The 15,530-nt window shown below is 40.3% G+C and carries 14 protein-coding genes; 13 read left to right on the forward strand and 1 reads right to left on the reverse strand.

Annotated elements, in window-relative coordinates; translation table 11 throughout:
- The 8 genes from sleB to fni all read left to right on the forward strand — a co-directional run.
- Window positions 1-709, forward strand: a 709-nt coding sequence (gene sleB, locus ACFVSH_RS16090) for a spore cortex-lytic enzyme (protein ID WP_387706847.1), incomplete at its 5' end; no start/stop codon positions are given.
- Between the two features lie 14 nt (window positions 710-723).
- Entirely contained in the window at window positions 724-2,079 is a 1,356-nt protein-coding gene (gene ypeB / locus ACFVSH_RS16095) for a germination protein YpeB (protein WP_387597673.1), read from the forward strand.
- Between the two features lie 160 nt (window positions 2,080-2,239).
- Entirely contained in the window at window positions 2,240-2,902 is a 663-nt protein-coding gene (locus tag ACFVSH_RS16100) for a flagellar brake protein (protein ID WP_387706849.1), read from the forward strand.
- A gap of 66 nt (window positions 2,903-2,968) precedes the next feature.
- On the forward strand, window positions 2,969-3,154 hold the full coding sequence (locus ACFVSH_RS16105) for a YpfB family protein (protein WP_387706851.1): 186 nt from the start codon (window positions 2,969-2,971) through the stop codon (window positions 3,152-3,154).
- Between the two features lie 191 nt (window positions 3,155-3,345).
- Window positions 3,346-4,020, forward strand: coding sequence for a (d)CMP kinase (cmk, locus tag ACFVSH_RS16110; protein ID WP_192205362.1), 675 nt, complete (start codon window positions 3,346-3,348; stop codon window positions 4,018-4,020).
- A gap of 2 nt (window positions 4,021-4,022) precedes the next feature.
- The gene (locus tag ACFVSH_RS16115; protein WP_260286092.1) at window positions 4,023-4,604 is read left to right on the forward strand and encodes a lysophospholipid acyltransferase family protein; all 582 of its coding nucleotides are present in this window, start codon (window positions 4,023-4,025) and stop codon (window positions 4,602-4,604) included.
- Between the two features lie 214 nt (window positions 4,605-4,818).
- Window positions 4,819-5,958 carry a 30S ribosomal protein S1 gene (gene rpsA, locus ACFVSH_RS16120; RefSeq protein WP_260286050.1) on the forward strand — a complete coding sequence of 380 codons (1,140 nt, stop codon included), beginning with the start codon at window positions 4,819-4,821 and terminating at the stop codon, window positions 5,956-5,958.
- A gap of 19 nt (window positions 5,959-5,977) precedes the next feature.
- Window positions 5,978-7,024, forward strand: a complete 1,047-nt coding sequence (gene fni / locus ACFVSH_RS16125; RefSeq protein ID WP_387706853.1) for a type 2 isopentenyl-diphosphate Delta-isomerase — start codon at window positions 5,978-5,980, stop codon at window positions 7,022-7,024.
- Between the two features lie 65 nt (window positions 7,025-7,089).
- On the opposite strand, the gene ACFVSH_RS16130 is transcribed toward fni, so the two are convergent.
- Window positions 7,090-7,221 (reverse strand): YpzI family protein, encoded by a 132-nt coding sequence (locus tag ACFVSH_RS16130; protein WP_192205359.1) that lies wholly within the window; start codon window positions 7,219-7,221, stop codon window positions 7,090-7,092.
- Window positions 7,222-7,332: 111 nt separating this feature from the next.
- Here ACFVSH_RS16130 and ACFVSH_RS16135 point away from each other — a divergent pair, with 111 nt between their 5' ends.
- The 5 genes from ACFVSH_RS16135 to ACFVSH_RS16155 all read left to right on the forward strand — a co-directional run bounded on the left by ACFVSH_RS16135 (window position 7,333) and on the right by ACFVSH_RS16155 (window position 15,432).
- A complete protein-coding gene (locus tag ACFVSH_RS16135; RefSeq protein ID WP_387706855.1) occupies window positions 7,333-7,953 on the forward strand; it encodes a YphA family membrane protein in 621 nt (206 codons plus the stop codon).
- A gap of 499 nt (window positions 7,954-8,452) precedes the next feature.
- Complete coding sequence (gene der, locus ACFVSH_RS16140; protein WP_192205357.1) at window positions 8,453-9,763, forward strand: ribosome biogenesis GTPase Der; 1,311 nt, start codon at window positions 8,453-8,455, stop codon at window positions 9,761-9,763.
- Window positions 9,764-9,779: 16 nt separating this feature from the next.
- Entirely contained in the window at window positions 9,780-10,832 is a 1,053-nt protein-coding gene (locus ACFVSH_RS16145) for an NAD(P)H-dependent glycerol-3-phosphate dehydrogenase (RefSeq protein WP_387597658.1), read from the forward strand.
- Between the two features lie 384 nt (window positions 10,833-11,216).
- A complete protein-coding gene (locus ACFVSH_RS16150) occupies window positions 11,217-12,554 on the forward strand; it encodes an APC family permease (RefSeq protein WP_260286043.1) in 1,338 nt (445 codons plus the stop codon).
- A 772-nt stretch (window positions 12,555-13,326) separates the two neighbouring features.
- The gene (locus ACFVSH_RS16155) at window positions 13,327-15,432 is read left to right on the forward strand and encodes a sigma 54-interacting transcriptional regulator (RefSeq protein ID WP_387706857.1); all 2,106 of its coding nucleotides are present in this window, start codon (window positions 13,327-13,329) and stop codon (window positions 15,430-15,432) included.
- The last annotated feature ends 98 nt before the right edge of the window (window positions 15,433-15,530 follow it).

Below are 15,530 nucleotides of genomic sequence, written 5' to 3' on the forward strand. Positions count from 1 at the left end.
GAATTTAATAGAACTCCAGGCACGCCTGCAAAAAATAATATACAATAATGGAAAGATTGATGGAGCCTATGGATGGGGCACTTATTGGGCACTTCGAAACTTTCAACAAGATTTCGGACTTCCAATCGATGGTTTGGCAGGGACAACAACAAAACAGAAGTTGACGAAAGCGTCTAATTTCAATAAACAATTTGTTCACGAACAGATCAATAAAGGGAACGAGTTCACCTATTATGGGGGAGTCCCCATTGAAAAACAGGTAAAAGCGAAAGGAAATCGATCTACGTCCGGAGGGGCCGCTTCCGGAAATGCCCCTTCCAAAAAAACGACATCAGCCAATCTTCCAGGAGGATATTCTCAAAATGATATACAACTGATGGCCAATGCCGTTTATGGGGAGGCACGAGGGGAGCCATATACTGGTCAGGTTGCTGTTGCAGCAGTAATTCTGAATAGGGTGGAAAGTGCTGCCTTTCCTAATACCATTTCGGGAGTGATTTTTGAACCCGGGGCATTTACGGCTGTTGCGGATGGGCAGATTTGGCTGACACCGAACGAAAGGGCGAAAGAAGCCGTGGTGGACGCCATCAATGGGTGGGATCCAAGCGGTAATGCAGAATATTACTTTAATCCCGATACAGCAACAAGCAAATGGATCTGGTCAAGGGAACAAATTAAAAGAATCGGAAAACATATCTTTTGTAAGTAAAGAGGTGAAGGGAAATGATCAGGAATATAGTGATTGCCCTGCTTGTTGTAGTTGTTGCGGGAACTGCATTCTGGGGCTATCAAGAACATAAGGAAAAAAATGCAGTATTAATCAATGCGGAAAATACGTATCAGCGAGCCTTTCATGATTTAAGCTATCAAGTGGATATATTGCATGATAAGGTCGGCAGTACTTTGGCTATGAATTCACGTTATTCATTAAGTCCGGCTTTAACAGATGTTTGGCGTATCACTTCCGAAGCCCAAAGTGATGTCGGGCAGTTGCCATTGACCTTGCTTCCTTTTAATAAGACAGAGGAATTTTTATCCAAAATTGCGGACTTCAGTTATAAAACAGCGGTACGTGATCTTGAAAAAGAACCATTGAATGATAAGGAATATGCGACTCTCCAATCCTTGTACACACAGGCAGGGGACATCCAGGGCGAGTTAAGAAAAGTGCAGTATCTAGTCCTTAAAAACAATTTAAGATGGATGGATGTCGAAATGGCTCTTGCATCAGGGAAAGAAAATTCTGATAACACGATCATAGACGGATTAAAGACTGTAGAGAAAAAAGTATCTGGGTACGGGGAAACGAATGAGATGAATCCGACCTTTACTTCTGCACAACAGAGGGATGAAAATTTCAAAAATTTGCAAGGTAAAACCATTACAAAAGAAGAAGCAATTGCTACGGCAAAAAACTATGCACACTCAAAAAGCAAGAATTTGAAGGTGAATGTGGAAGAGAACGGAAAAGGTTCCGATTTTGGATTTTATAGTGTGAGCATCCTCGATAAAGATTCCGATACCGAATTGAATATGGATTTAACAAAAAAAGGCGGCTATCCCATTTGGTATATCAATAATAGGGACGTGAACAAAACAAATATTGATTTGAATCAAGCCTATACAAAAGCCGAAGAATTTTTAAAGGAACATGATTTCAGTTCACTTGATTTATTTGAAAGTGCTCAATACGATAATATCGCATTATTGAATTTTGTAACATCAGAAAATGGTGTCAAGATTTATCCAGATTCAGTCAAGGTCAAAATTGCATTGGATGATGGATCCGTTATAGGGTTTTCAGCCGACGAGTATTTAAAATCACATAAAACCAGGGAAATAGGGAATCCGAATATTTCCGAGAAAGAAGCTAAAGACAAAATTAACAATAATGTTAAAATAATGGAAGAAGGAAAGGCGTTAATCATCAATGATATCGGTGAAGAAGTTCTTTGTTATGAATTTCTCGGTACGATTAAAGATGATACCTACCGTATTTTCATTAATGCAGATACCGGTCAAGAAGAAAAGGTGGAAAAATTAAAGAATTCCGAACCGGTATACGAGAATATAATTTAATTTAAACTATGATCATGAATCATTAGCTGTAGGGAAATGTGCTTAGTCACTTTCCCTTTTTATTATTTCATGACATAATAAATTAAATGATTATTGGATTATTTGGGAAAATCATAGGTGATATTATGCAGTTTCCTTCCGATCAAAAAGGACGTGGACGATGATGGTTAAAATTGGGGATATATTAATGCTTGAACCGAAATACTCACAACAGAAAGAAAAGTTCAATTGTATGGTTGTCGAAATGGGACCGGGTTATGTCTATACCGACTTTCCCATCAATGTAGGGACTGGAAAAATTGCATTTCTCATGGATGGGACACAGTTCAACGTCACATTTTCCAATGAAGAGCAGGCAGTTTATGTATTCGATTCAGAAGTGCTTGGAAAAGTGAAAGGTAGAATACCCATGATGCAGTTATTGCTGCCCGAAGCAGAAACGTTTGTGAAAATCCAACGGAGGCAATACGTGCGCCTGGATGTAACCTTGGATACAGCCATTCACCCAGAACATTCCGAGTTTACCCCTTTTCGTGCATTAACGGAGGATATCAGTGCAGGAGGAGCTTCGATAAGACTTTTAAAAGGCACTGATATTAAATCGGTTTCGCAATTATACCTGTGGGTGGCGCTTACGTTAAAATCAGGTGAGATTCATTATTTAAGGCTGAAAAGCAAAGTCATTCGCGTTACGGAGAAAAAGCATGGAAATATGCTGCTGCACGTCCAATTTCTTGAACCTGCAAAAAATGATGTACAGACATTAATGAGATTTATATTTGAAAAGCAGGTGGATTTAAAGAAAAAAGGCTTGTATGTTTAACATGATTGAATGAAAAACAGTGATTCCATCCATACTGCTAATATAAACGGATGGAGGGTGCGGCTTATGAAAACATTTGAAAGACTATTAATTAAAGTGATCATCATCCAATTGGCCTGCTTATTTGTTTTCCAGTTCCTTTTGAGCAGGGAGGATCAAATCTTTGATTTGACCAAGCTCTCAAGGTATGAAGGTGTCACCAGCAATAATTATACGAAAATCATTGAAACATTCAATGGGGCCCAAAAGTAAAAGCGGTGATCCGCTTTTTTTGTATGAAGATTTACAGGTAAAGGATAACGTTGATGGCTGTAGCGATCAAAAAAAGAACAAAGTTTATTTTGAAAGTGCACATCCCTTTTATTAATGATTTTCCCGTTAGTTGTGATAAAATGAAAGGGTATTAAATAATCAGCATGATTGTAGGATTCTTGGGAGGATTTATGGAAAAAAAATTATCAGTCGCAATCGATGGACCAGCTGCTGCTGGAAAAAGCACGGTTGCTAAAATTGTCGCAGAAAAGTTCAATTACATATATGTGGATACAGGAGCAATGTACAGGGCCCTTACCTATAAGGCCCTTAATCAAAAGATTCTTCTTGATGATGAACAAGCATTATCAAAAGTTCTCATCAATACTGAAATCGAATTAAGACCTAGTGAAAACGGACAGTTGGTGTTCTTGGATAATGAGGACGTGACAGCCCAAATCAGGAACAATGAAGTGACCGGTTCCGTTTCGGAAGTGGCAAAGCACCGGAGCATCCGGGAAGAATTGGTTCGCAGGCAGCAAACCTTTGGTGAAAACGGCGGTGTCGTCATGGATGGCAGGGACATCGGTACGCATGTTTTGCCGAACGCCGAAGTAAAGGTATTTCTAATCGCTTCTGTGGATGAAAGGGCACAGCGGAGGCATCAGGAAAATATATCGAAAGGTTTTCCATCAGATATCGAAAAATTAAGGGAAGAAATCGCAACAAGGGACAAACTGGACTCCGAACGCGAGGTATCGCCACTGAAAAAGGCGGCGGATGCTATCGAAATCGATACGACTTCATTATCGATTCAGGAAGTTGCAGAAAGAATCATGTCTTTAATAGAAGAGAGGAAAAGATGACATTGGATTTTTACACATTTGCCAAGAACGTAGTAAAAGGCATTTTAATGCCTTCGTTTAGGGTTAAAGCGCTCGGAAAGGAACATTTCCCTAAAGAGGGCGGAGTATTGATCTGTGCCAATCACATTGATAATCTGGATCCGCCCATAGTTGGTATGACATCTCCAAGGGATATCCATTTCATGGCTAAAGAAGAGTTGTTTCAAGCACCTATTTTAAAGGGTATATTACCAAGAGTAAATGCATTTCCCGTGAAGCGGGGCAATAGCGATCGGGAATCCCTTAGAAAAGGTTTGAAGCTTTTGAAGGAAGGCAAGGCGATTGGCCTGTTTCCAGAGGGGACCAGAAGCAAAACTGGTGAATTGGGAGAAGGCTTGGCGGGGGCTGGATTTTTCGCGTTGCGTTCTGATGCCGTTATCATACCGTGTGCAATCATCGGCCCGTATAAATTTTTACGTCCGTTGAAAGTCGTTTACGGTCCTCCAATAAATTTTACCGAATATCGCGAACAGAAAATATCAGCCGATGATGCTACAAAAATCATCATGGACCATATTCGGAAATTGATTTCCGAGCATAAATAGTCCTTCATACTTGACAATTTTCTGATTTTGTTAGAATTTATAAAATAAGGGTATTGTTCCTTATTGCAGATGAAAAGGAATATAACTTTATTACTCTAAAAAAACTGTTTTTATCTTTATTGGGAAAGTGTTTTTATTGAACCACTTTAAATAAAATATGTGGCCGATGAAGAGGAAATTTGCTGATCAGTCATGGGTTAAGGAGGAGTTAGTAATGACAGAAGATATGAACCAGGTAGAAGTGAACGATTACAAAGTTGGGGATCAAGTTAGGGCAACCGTTTCAAAGGTAGAAGAAAAACAGGTCATGGTCGATGTGGAAAACAGCAAGACGGATGGGATCATACCCATCAGTGAGCTTTCAAGCCTGCATGTCGAAAAGGCGTCAGATGCCGTTTCGGAAGGTGATGCATTGGAGTTGGAAGTCATTAAAGTCGAAGAAGAAGCTCTCATTCTATCAAAACGTAAAATTGATGCTCTTAAAGCATGGGATGACCTGGAATTGAAATTTGAAAATGGAGACGTATTTGAGGCAGAAGTTAAAGATGTCGTCAAAGGCGGGCTTGTTGTAGATCTAGGCGTACGTGGTTTTGTTCCAGCTTCTCTAGTAGAAGACTATTTCGTTGAAGACTTTTCTGATTACAAAAACAAAACTTTAACATTCAAGATCGTTGAGCTTGAGAAAGACAAGAATCGCTTAATCCTCTCACATCGGGCAGTGGTCCAAGACCAAAAGGAAAAGCAAAAAGCAAACGTTTTAGATAAGATTGAAAGCGGGCAAGTGCTTGAAGGCTTGGTCCAAAGGATTACCGATTTTGGTGCATTCGTGGATATTGGGGGCGTAGACGGCCTTGTCCACATTTCCCAGCTTTCCCATCAGCATGTCGACAAGGCATCCGATGTCGTTTCAGAAGGGGATAAGGTACAGGTGAAAGTGCTATCCATCGATCGTGATAATGAAAGGATTTCACTTTCCATTAAGGATACCCTTCCGGGACCTTGGGCAGGAATTGCAGAAAAAGCGGCCAAAGGCTCTACACTGGAAGGTACCGTGAAACGCCTTGTTTCTTTCGGTGCATTCGTGGAGATTTTTCCAGGGGTAGAAGGACTTGTCCATATTTCACAGATTTCGCACAAGCATATTGCCACCCCGCAAGAAGTACTTAAAGAAGGCCAGTCTGTCAAAGTGAAAGTGCTGGAAGTTAATGAAACGGATCAACGTCTATCATTGAGCATTAAGGAACTTGAAGAACCTCAGTCCAATTACAACACATCAGATTATGAGCTCCCAGAGGAATCGAAGGGCTTTCAGCTAGGTGAAATGATCGGTGATCAATTGAAAAAACTCAAATAAAATAATAATGGTGATGGCCTTGGAGAGAAAACAACGAAAATTAGATCATATAGAATTTGCGCTAAAGACAGGACAGCAAAATAAAACCGGGCTAGAAGATATTTCGTTTATTCACCAAAGCTTACCAGGTATTTCCTTGAATAATGTGAACCTCACAGCAGAAGTTGGCGAACTTGAATTAAGTTCGCCAATTTTTATAAATGCCATGACCGGAGGCGGAGGCCCTGAAACCGAAAAATTGAATGGTGACCTAGCCATTGCAGCACGGGAAACAGGAATCGCCATGGCGGTAGGATCGCAAATGGCAGCCATCAAGGATTCTGGCCAGCAAGCTTCTTTTAATGTTGTAAGGAAGGAAAATCCTGATGGCGTGTTGATTGGTAATCTCGGTGGAGAAGCAACAGTCGAACAGGCTAAGCGAGCAAGCGAAATGATCGGGGCCAACGCCCTTCAGATTCATATTAACGTCATCCAGGAATTGACGATGCCTGAAGGGGATAGGGATTTTGCGGGTACCCTTTCGAGAATAGAAAAAATCAACAGTACGATCGGAATTCCTGTCATCGTAAAAGAGGTTGGATTTGGGATGAGTATGGAAACGGTGCGGCAATTACTTTCCGTGGGTGTTTCGATCATTGATGTAGGCGGGTTTGGCGGAACGAATTTTGCTAAAATTGAGAATGAAAGACGAGCAAAAATACTCGGATATTTTAATGAATGGGGCATACCGACAGCTGCTTCGATTGTCGAAGCTGTTAATGTTTCACCACAGCTTTCAGTCATTGGGTCTGGTGGCATTCAAAGCCCTTTGGAAATTACAAAAAGCCTGGCATTAGGAGCCAAAGGGGTCGGATTGGCCGGATATTTCCTCAAGATTTATAAAGAGTTGGGCTTGGAACAATTGATTAAAGAAATACATTACATACATGAAGATTTGAAGGTCATCATGACTGCACTCGGGTGCGATAATATCCAAGAACTAAGGAAATCAAAATTAGTCATCAAAGGAAATACCTATCATTGGTTATCTCAAAGAGGCATTGATTGTTCGGCGTATGCTAAATGAATGACCACAAAGGGAAGCATCTCAATTGAAACAAATTGAGATGCTTCTTTTTGTTCAGGGAAGACTTAACTATTCCTTTTTCGTGCCTCTTCAGGGCCTTCCATCCTTGTTGCCCCTTTATGACCCAGTGATTGGTCCCTGTCAGACTCCACGCGTTTACTTTCTTTCAATTTCTTCTCTTGCCGATCTTTTCCCATGTTCACACCTCCTTTTAATTGATAGGGGGACGGTTTTCCTCATTAAATGCCGTGCTTTATGTTTATACTTTGAATAAACAAGCCATAATGTTCCTAAAAGGGGGACGCTGTATGGATGGAATTATATTTTATTGGATTTCATGGATAGTTTGGGTCATTGTCATGTTTTTTATTCCGAAAACGGTTCCCTTTCGTTTTGATTTTCTTTTTCATCTATTAGCCATTATGGTATTAGCGGGCTACAAACTGGAGGCTCCATTAATTTCCGTTCATTTAAGCGGTCCGTACCTTTTCTTTATAATGTGTGTATATATTAGGAAGAAATCAATCCTCAAGATGATGGAACTGATCAGCGGAAGTCTTATTATCACTCTTGCTTATGCCAGCTTTCAACTTTTTTCTTTGCTTGATCCGATATGGCTCATCATGAAGCCCTCTTATCTTTTGTGTATTTTCCTGAATTATCTTATCCTATTACTTTTTAAAAATTGGAAACATCGATTGTTCGTCCTTTTAATTGGGATGATCATGGGAGATATCATATATTCTGGATTACTTGCTTACCACTCTTTACCTTATGTGGGCCTTGCTTATGCATGGCATGATAATGCAGTTCTGGTTCTGGGCGCAAACATACTGTGGAGAATATTGGAAATGGTTGGCCAATACATTTATTTAATATCCCAATCGAGATTTTTATCGAAACAAGGAAAAGAGAATTTTAATCAATGAAGAGTATAGGGAAAAATGGTAGGAAGTATTAGCCTCTTTATCAAAAGGCAGATGTATAGATGGAATCAAATGGAATTGGAAGGCTTTTATTCATACAATCATTGTTGATTGGCGAGAAATTTGTTACTATAGGATAGTTAGAGGTCTGTAGATAAATCGTAAAATGCTCTAAACAATTAAAAAGGAAGCCGTATGTCGAAGCTTTCTTCATTTTTTTGGGCTGTTTATAATCAAGTTTGAGCATGCAAGGGGTTTGGCTTCGCGTCACTTTTGGAACCGGGGCGTCAAGTGGACAAACTGCCCGTGAATACTTGATGAGTTTAACTGAACATCAGTTAGGATTTTCTTACTGATGAAAGATTCCTTTAAATGATGATAGATACAGCCTTTTCCTTTAAAAGGAAATGATGAAAATCAATAATGCAAAGCAACCGTAATATATGCATTCATGAATTTCGTGACTTTGACAGAGATATAGTAGCAGAAAGGGTGAATAGCAATGCCAAAACCGGTAATTGCGATAGTCGGTCGTCCGAACGTGGGAAAATCGACAATCTTTAATAGAATAGTTGGAGAACGGGTTTCGATTGTCGAAGACGTTCCTGGAGTAACCCGGGACAGGATTTATAGTTCTGGTGAATGGTTGACACATGATTTTAACATTATTGATACAGGTGGAATTGATATTGGTGACGAGCCGTTCCTGGAACAAATCCGCCAGCAGGCTGAAATTGCCATCGACGAAGCTGATGTGATAATTTTTATGACGAATGGTCGTGAAGGTGTAACGGCTGCAGATGAAGAAGTAGCTAAGATACTCTATAAATCGAGAAAGCCAGTTGTCCTTGCAGTAAATAAAGTCGATAACCCAGAAATGAAAGATCAAATTTATGATTTCTATGCATTAGGTTTTGGGGATCCATTCCCGATCTCCGGGTCTCATGGACTTGGTCTTGGTGACCTTCTGGATGAAGCGGCCAAACATTTCCCTAATTTCAGCGGCCAGGATTATGCAGATGATGTCATTAAATTCAGTTTGATTGGAAGACCGAACGTAGGAAAATCATCTCTGGTCAATGCATTGTTAGGTGAAGAACGTGTCATTGTAAGTGATATAGAAGGTACGACACGCGACGCGATTGACTCTCCTTATAAATATAATGGCAAAGAATATGTCATTATTGATACAGCAGGGATGCGGAAAAAAGGTAAAGTGTATGAAAGTACGGAAAAATATAGCGTACTTCGTGCATTAAGGGCAATTGAGCGTTCAGACGTTGTTCTTGTGGTCCTGAACGCAGAAGAAGGTATTCGTGAGCAGGATAAAAAAATTGCCGGATATGCCCATGAAGCGGGTAGGGCTGTCATCATCGTTGTCAATAAGTGGGATGCCATCGAGAAAGATGAAAAAACGATGAAGGATTTTGAAGAAAAGATTCGTGCCCATTTCCTATTCTTGGATTATGCGCCAATCATTTATCTTTCTGCCTTAACGAAAAAACGGACACATACCTTAATACCGGTCATTGATCAAGCTAGTGAGAATCATGCTATCCGGGTTCAGACAAATGTCTTGAATGAAGTGGTCATGGATGCGGTTGCGATGAATCCGACACCGACTCATAATGGCAACCGTTTGAAAATTTATTATACGACTCAGGTAGCGATCAAGCCGCCAACTTTCGTTGTATTCGTTAACGATCCTGAGTTATTGCATTTCTCATATGAGAGATTTTTAGAAAATCGAATTAGGGATGCCTTTGGTTTTGAAGGAACACCAATACGAATTTTTGGACGCCAGAGAAAATAGTAAAGGTGGTTATATCATGGTGAAAGATAAAGAAAGTATCGCAGTGATTGGAGCTGGGAGCTGGGGAACTGCTTTAGCGCTCGTAATTGCCGATAACCAGCATGAAGTGAGATTGTGGGGACATAATCAGAAACAAATCAATGAAATAAATCAAAATCATACGAATGAAAAATACTTGCCTGGTATTGAATTGCCTTTGGGGATTAAAGGTTATTCTTCCCTTAAGGAAGCGCTGGCCGGGATTGAAATAATTATTTTGGCAGTTCCGACCAAAGCCTACAGGGAAGTGCTTGGTCAGATTGAAGAGGCTCATGATAAACCATTGACAATCGTTCATGTGAGTAAGGGAATTGAACCTGATTCACTGCTTCGTATATCGGAAATGATTGAAGAAGTCTCTTCGTCTGAATGGCTTAAGGATATAGTGGTTCTTTCAGGACCGAGCCATGCTGAAGAAGTAAGTCTCCGTCACCCGACAACAGTTGCCGTTTCTTCAAAGAATATGAAGGCTGCCGAAAGGGTTCAGGACATCTTTATCAATAATAATTTCCGTGTATATACAAATCCGGACATGGTTGGTGTTGAAATCGGAGGGGCATTGAAGAACATCATTGCTTTGGCTGCCGGCATTACGGATGGTTTAGGCTATGGGGATAATGCCAAGGCTGCATTAATGACACGGGGATTGGCAGAAATATCCCGTCTAGGGGTGGCCATGGGGGCTAACCCATTGACGTTTTCAGGTTTAGCTGGGATTGGCGACTTGATCGTCACATGTACAAGCGTTCATTCCCGTAATTGGAGAGCTGGGAATATGCTTGGTAAAGGGCAAAAGCTTGAAGAAGTTTTGGAAAACATGGGTATGGTCGTTGAAGGTGTCAGAACCACCAAAGCTGCCTATCAACTAGCCCAAAAGTACGAAGTGAACATGCCGATCACAGAAGCCTTGTACGATGTTTTATTCAATGCGGAAGAAGTGAAAAAGGCTGTTGACCTTTTGATGAATCGTTCAAAAACGAATGAGATGGAAGAACTTTATAACATATTGGATAGCAGGCAGCAGGATTAACCTCCAATTTGTTGGTTTTCATAAAAGAATTTCATTAAATTAGGCATTTGATGATGCGCCTTGCCGTGTATCAGCATACAATGCAACGAAAGTAAACTAGTAATTTGACCTCGGCACGGGGGATTTAGTCAAATGAGCAGAAGATATCCAGATATCTTCTGCTTTTTTTATGGTCAAAAAATCATCGGATTTCAATTAATTTATGATTATTTGAATAGATTATTCATTATTGCATAAATCATTCTACATATTTCCTTGTTTTTGGTTAAAAATCGACTATTTTTTTTGGTATGAAAATTGCGAAGTGTAATATGACCAAAAATTATTAGGGAGGCCAGAAAAGTTTGTTTACTTTTCTCGCTAAAAAAGGAAGGGGAATGATACATGCAAACAGGTAAACTGAAAAGGTCTTTAAATTTATGGCATATCGTATTGCTTGGTGTTGGATATATGACGCCGATGGTTGTTTTTGATACATTCGGCATAGTTTCCGAAAAAACGGGGGGGCATGTGCCAACCGCATATGTCATTGCTCTTTCAGCGATGTTGTTTACTGCAGCCAGTTATGGAAAAATGGTGAAAATCTATCCACAGGCAGGTTCATCCTATACTTACACACAAAAAACGATTAACCCACATTTAGGCTTCCTTGTCGGGTGGTCTTCTTTACTAGATTATTTATTTTTACCGATGGTGAACGGCATTTTAACAAAAATATACTTAACTGCTCTATTTCCGGAAGTATATCCATGGATATGGGTGGTGGCATTTGTCCTTTTAATGACATTCATTAACTTATTCAATGTTAATCTTGCAGCCAACTTTAATAGCTTCCTTGTTTTTTTTCAAATGTTGGTCATCGTTATTTTTGTGGCACTTGTGGTTAAAGGGGTCATGGGTGGAGAAGGCACTGGAGAGGTCTTGTCGATTCAGCCATTCATCGGGCCACATTTGGAAATGTCGACGCTCATATCTGGTGCTACAATCCTTTGTTTTTCATTCTTGGGGTTTGACGCAGTCACTACTTTATCGGAAGAAACATCGAATCCATCCAAAACGGTACCACGGGCCATCTTTTTGACTGCCCTTATCGGAGGGGGATTATTTGTGACGGCATCATTCTTTACACAGTTATTTTTCCCGGATATTTCCCGTTTTAGCGATCCTGAAGCAGCTTCTCCGGAAATTGCCCTTTTCGTTGGCGGGAAGTTATTTCAGGCTTTCTTTCTAGCAGGAACCTTATGCGGTACCCTTGCCTCCGGTCTTGCATCTCATGCTAGTGTTTCTAGGTTGCTATATGTCATGGGGCGTGACCAAATGATCCCGAAAAAACTATTTGGGTTTATCCACCCCAAATATAACACGCCATTTTTTAATGTCATATTTGTCGGGTCCATATCATTGGTTGCCTTATTCCTTGATTTGGTTACGGCCACTTCCCTCATAAACTTTGGGGCTTTAATCGCTTTTACCTTCGTGAATATTTGCGTAATCGTCCACGCAATAAGAAACAAAAGCTTCAGAACGATTAAAGGATTTCTTTCAACTATTCTTTCCCCGGTTTTAGGCGCGGCTTCGGTCTTCATCCTTTGGCTTAATCTCGAGATGAGTTCCTTGATTTTAGGGATTGTCTGGGCGGTAATTGGGATTGGCTATCTTCTGTATCGGACAAAATGGTTTACGGAATCCCCTCCGCTATTCCGTTTCGAAAAAGCACAGTGAATCTATTGTATTCATGAAACAAGGGTGGTTGTTATATGGCTGATGGGAAAATGAAGAGGGCGTTGCCTGTTGTTCTATGATCGTTCATGGCGTCAGCGACTTGTGTTAGTACTTATGAGCATGAATATGTCACTTGGTATGGTTCCGGGAGCCTGCTGGCTTGCTTTTATGGTGATGCTTTTCACAGCGTGCAGTTATGGAAAGATCCTTCCCTCGGCAGGTTTGGTATATGGGTATACGAAAAAAATCCATTAATCCATATTCCGGTTGTTTCCTTGCAGGTAAGTCGATACAGATGAATTTAATCATTCATTTGAATGGGTCAATTAATTGTTGTTCCGTATTTTCTTTATAGCATTACATCTGTACCCGATTATGCATCGGCGCTGAGTTTACTGATTATTTCGACGTCTTGTCAGGGGCATATTCATCGTTTCATCCATCTGTGATATTTCATACGGGACAAGGAGAAGTGACGGTATGGTGGAAGCCTCCCTATTTTTATAAAAAGCGCCCAGGGCGAGGACGGCCATCCTCGAATCATAACCAACAGGGGTATGCTAAAGGCTAAGAAAAAGTGAGCGGTCCTATATAAAATAAATCTAAGGTGCATTCCATATTTTTAAGTCAAAAGGGTCCGTTAAAGGACCCTTTTGTTGTGGAACGAATAAAGGTAAATGATCGAAATTGGGTAATGGTGCATGTTATTTTTTATCTTGCAATTCAGAATTGTGATAAAATATAGGTTAGGTTACAAAAGGAGAGTGAAAATGTGTTATCTATTCCGGATGATAAAATTAGACCATTCATAACTATAACAATTGATCAGCCTACATTTTCAGACCAAAAAATTCATGAGATACAGGAACCTTTCTTCTTTCTTATGAAAGAGAATCAAGTGTTTGCGTATATCCGCATGGATGACCTCCCGTTAAATGAAAAAATAACGACAGTCGATCTGCTTTTACAGTATGCTTTTTCGATTGATAATGTCTGTAAATTGCACCCTAACATTTCCTTGCCGCATCTGTTTCAAATTATAGGTGAACCTATCGTACTGATAAAAACGGATGATGGCCTGCTAACCGGTTATGTAAAAAGGGAAGATGTATTAGCTGAATTATTCAAGCAGGACAGCAAACAAAATTTAGACCTGCTAAATGTGATTTTAACCTCCATTCCTATGGGGATTTTTGTGGCTGATAAAGAAAAAAATATCGTGAACTTTAATGAATCAGGCTTGAAGATGATAAAAAAGCCTTCTGATCAAGTCATTAATGAACCTGCTGCGAACATCTTCAATAAGCAGCATATACATAGCGTGTTTGCCAGCAGGAGCAGTATTCTGAATCAGTTGGAGATTACTGATGTCATGAGTGTGCTTGTCGACTATAGCCCGATTCTGAACCATGAAAAAGAAGTCGAAGGCCTGATCATCATCGTTCAGGATTTACCAATGGTTGAAGAAATGGCCATGGAAATAGAATTGATAAAAAGCTCGAATAAAGACTTGAATGCCATTTTGGCGAATATCTATGATGAAATACTTGTAGTCAATCAAAAAGGAGAGCTGCTGCGCTATAGTGACAGCATCATCTCAGGATTCTGGGGGAAGGACTTAAAAGATTATATAGGGAAGAATCTCTTGCAATTAGAAGATGAAGGGATTTTTAATCCTTCGGTCACCCGGTTAGTCCTTGACCAAAAAAAGAAAGTATCGGTTGTCCAGGATACGAAAATGAATAAGAAAGTCCTATCCGTGGGCACCCCTGTGTTTAATGAAAAAGGCGATATAGATCGAATAGTCATTGCATCAAGGGATATAACGGAAACGACCCAATTGAAATCGGAATTAAATGAAATGAGGAAAGAACTGGACTCTTTCAAAAAACAAGATCAATTTTATAAAGAGTTGGTTTTTGCAAGTCCTAAAATGGAGCAGATAATCAGCCAAGTCAAGAAAATCGCTCATTTTTCATCTACTGTATTAATCAATGGGGAGTCGGGAGTAGGTAAAGAAGTGATAGCCGAGGCCATTCATAAAATGGGCAGGCGATCTAAACGGCCTTTCCTGAAGATAAATTGCGGGGCGATTCCGGAAAACCTCCTCGAAAGTGAATTGTTTGGCTATACGAAGGGTTCCTTTACAGGAGCAGATAAAAATGGGAAGGTAGGATACTTTCAACAGGCCAATAAAGGTGTTTTATTCCTTGATGAAGTGGGTGACATGCCCATACATCTGCAAGTCAAACTGCTGCGGGTCCTACAGGAACAGGAAGTGATTCCGATTGGCAGCACCACGCCCATTTCCATTGATGTTCAAATTGTTGCAGCCACGAATAAGAGTCTGGAAAAAATGGTCGAGATGGGCACGTTCAGAGAAGATTTATTCTATCGATTGAACGTCATCCCCATACATGTGCCCCCTTTAAGGGAGAGGCCGGAGGATATACCGCCGCTAGCCTTTCATTTCCTGCAAAAACTGAATGAAAGGTATCAGCGGAATTACCACTTTTCCCCCGATGCATTAAATATACTGGAAGTCTATACCTGGCCGGGGAACATTCGTGAGTTGCAGAACATGATTGAAAGATTGGTTGTTTCTGCAGATGAAGAGACGATCGATGCTGACTTCATTCAAAGGTTCATACCTGTGGGCAGTGACTTTAAACAATCGAAACCCATCATTACGAGAATTCTTCCACTGCAGGAAGCACAGGATCATGTCGAAGAACAATTGATCATGCTTGCCATGAAACAGTATAAAACCACGACCAAAGCGGCTAAAGCGCTCGGGATAAGTCAATCGTCAGTGAGCAGGAAGTATCAAAAAGTGTTAGCTGAACAGAATAAGAAAATCGAAAACAATGCATTTTGAATAAAAGCCGTTGCAAGTGATGCAAATCACTTGTCAACGGCTTTTATTTTTATTGACGGCATTAGGGGAGCTATTGATGATTTTCAAGATGATTATGC

The sequence above is a fragment of the Peribacillus sp. NPDC058002 genome, assembly GCF_042886655.1.
Classification (GTDB): Bacteria; Bacillota; Bacilli; order Bacillales; family DSM-1321; genus Peribacillus; species Peribacillus aracenensis.

Coding starts and splice junctions, on each gene's coding strand:
- ypeB (WP_387597673.1), top strand. CDS start 724: ATGATCAGGAATATAGTGATTGCCCTGCTTGTTGTAGTTGTTGCGGGA.
- ACFVSH_RS16100 (WP_387706849.1), top strand. CDS start 2,240: ATGATGGTTAAAATTGGGGATATATTAATGCTTGAACCGAAATACTCA.
- ACFVSH_RS16105 (WP_387706851.1), top strand. CDS start 2,969: ATGAAAACATTTGAAAGACTATTAATTAAAGTGATCATCATCCAATTG.
- cmk (WP_192205362.1), top strand. CDS start 3,346: ATGGAAAAAAAATTATCAGTCGCAATCGATGGACCAGCTGCTGCTGGA.
- rpsA (WP_260286050.1), top strand. CDS start 4,819: ATGACAGAAGATATGAACCAGGTAGAAGTGAACGATTACAAAGTTGGG.
- ACFVSH_RS16130 (WP_192205359.1), bottom strand. CDS start 7,221: ATGGGAAAAGATCGGCAAGAGAAGAAATTGAAAGAAAGTAAACGCGTG.
- ACFVSH_RS16135 (WP_387706855.1), top strand. CDS start 7,333: ATGGATGGAATTATATTTTATTGGATTTCATGGATAGTTTGGGTCATT.
- der (WP_192205357.1), top strand. CDS start 8,453: ATGCCAAAACCGGTAATTGCGATAGTCGGTCGTCCGAACGTGGGAAAA.
- ACFVSH_RS16145 (WP_387597658.1), top strand. CDS start 9,780: ATGGTGAAAGATAAAGAAAGTATCGCAGTGATTGGAGCTGGGAGCTGG.
- ACFVSH_RS16150 (WP_260286043.1), top strand. CDS start 11,217: ATGCAAACAGGTAAACTGAAAAGGTCTTTAAATTTATGGCATATCGTA.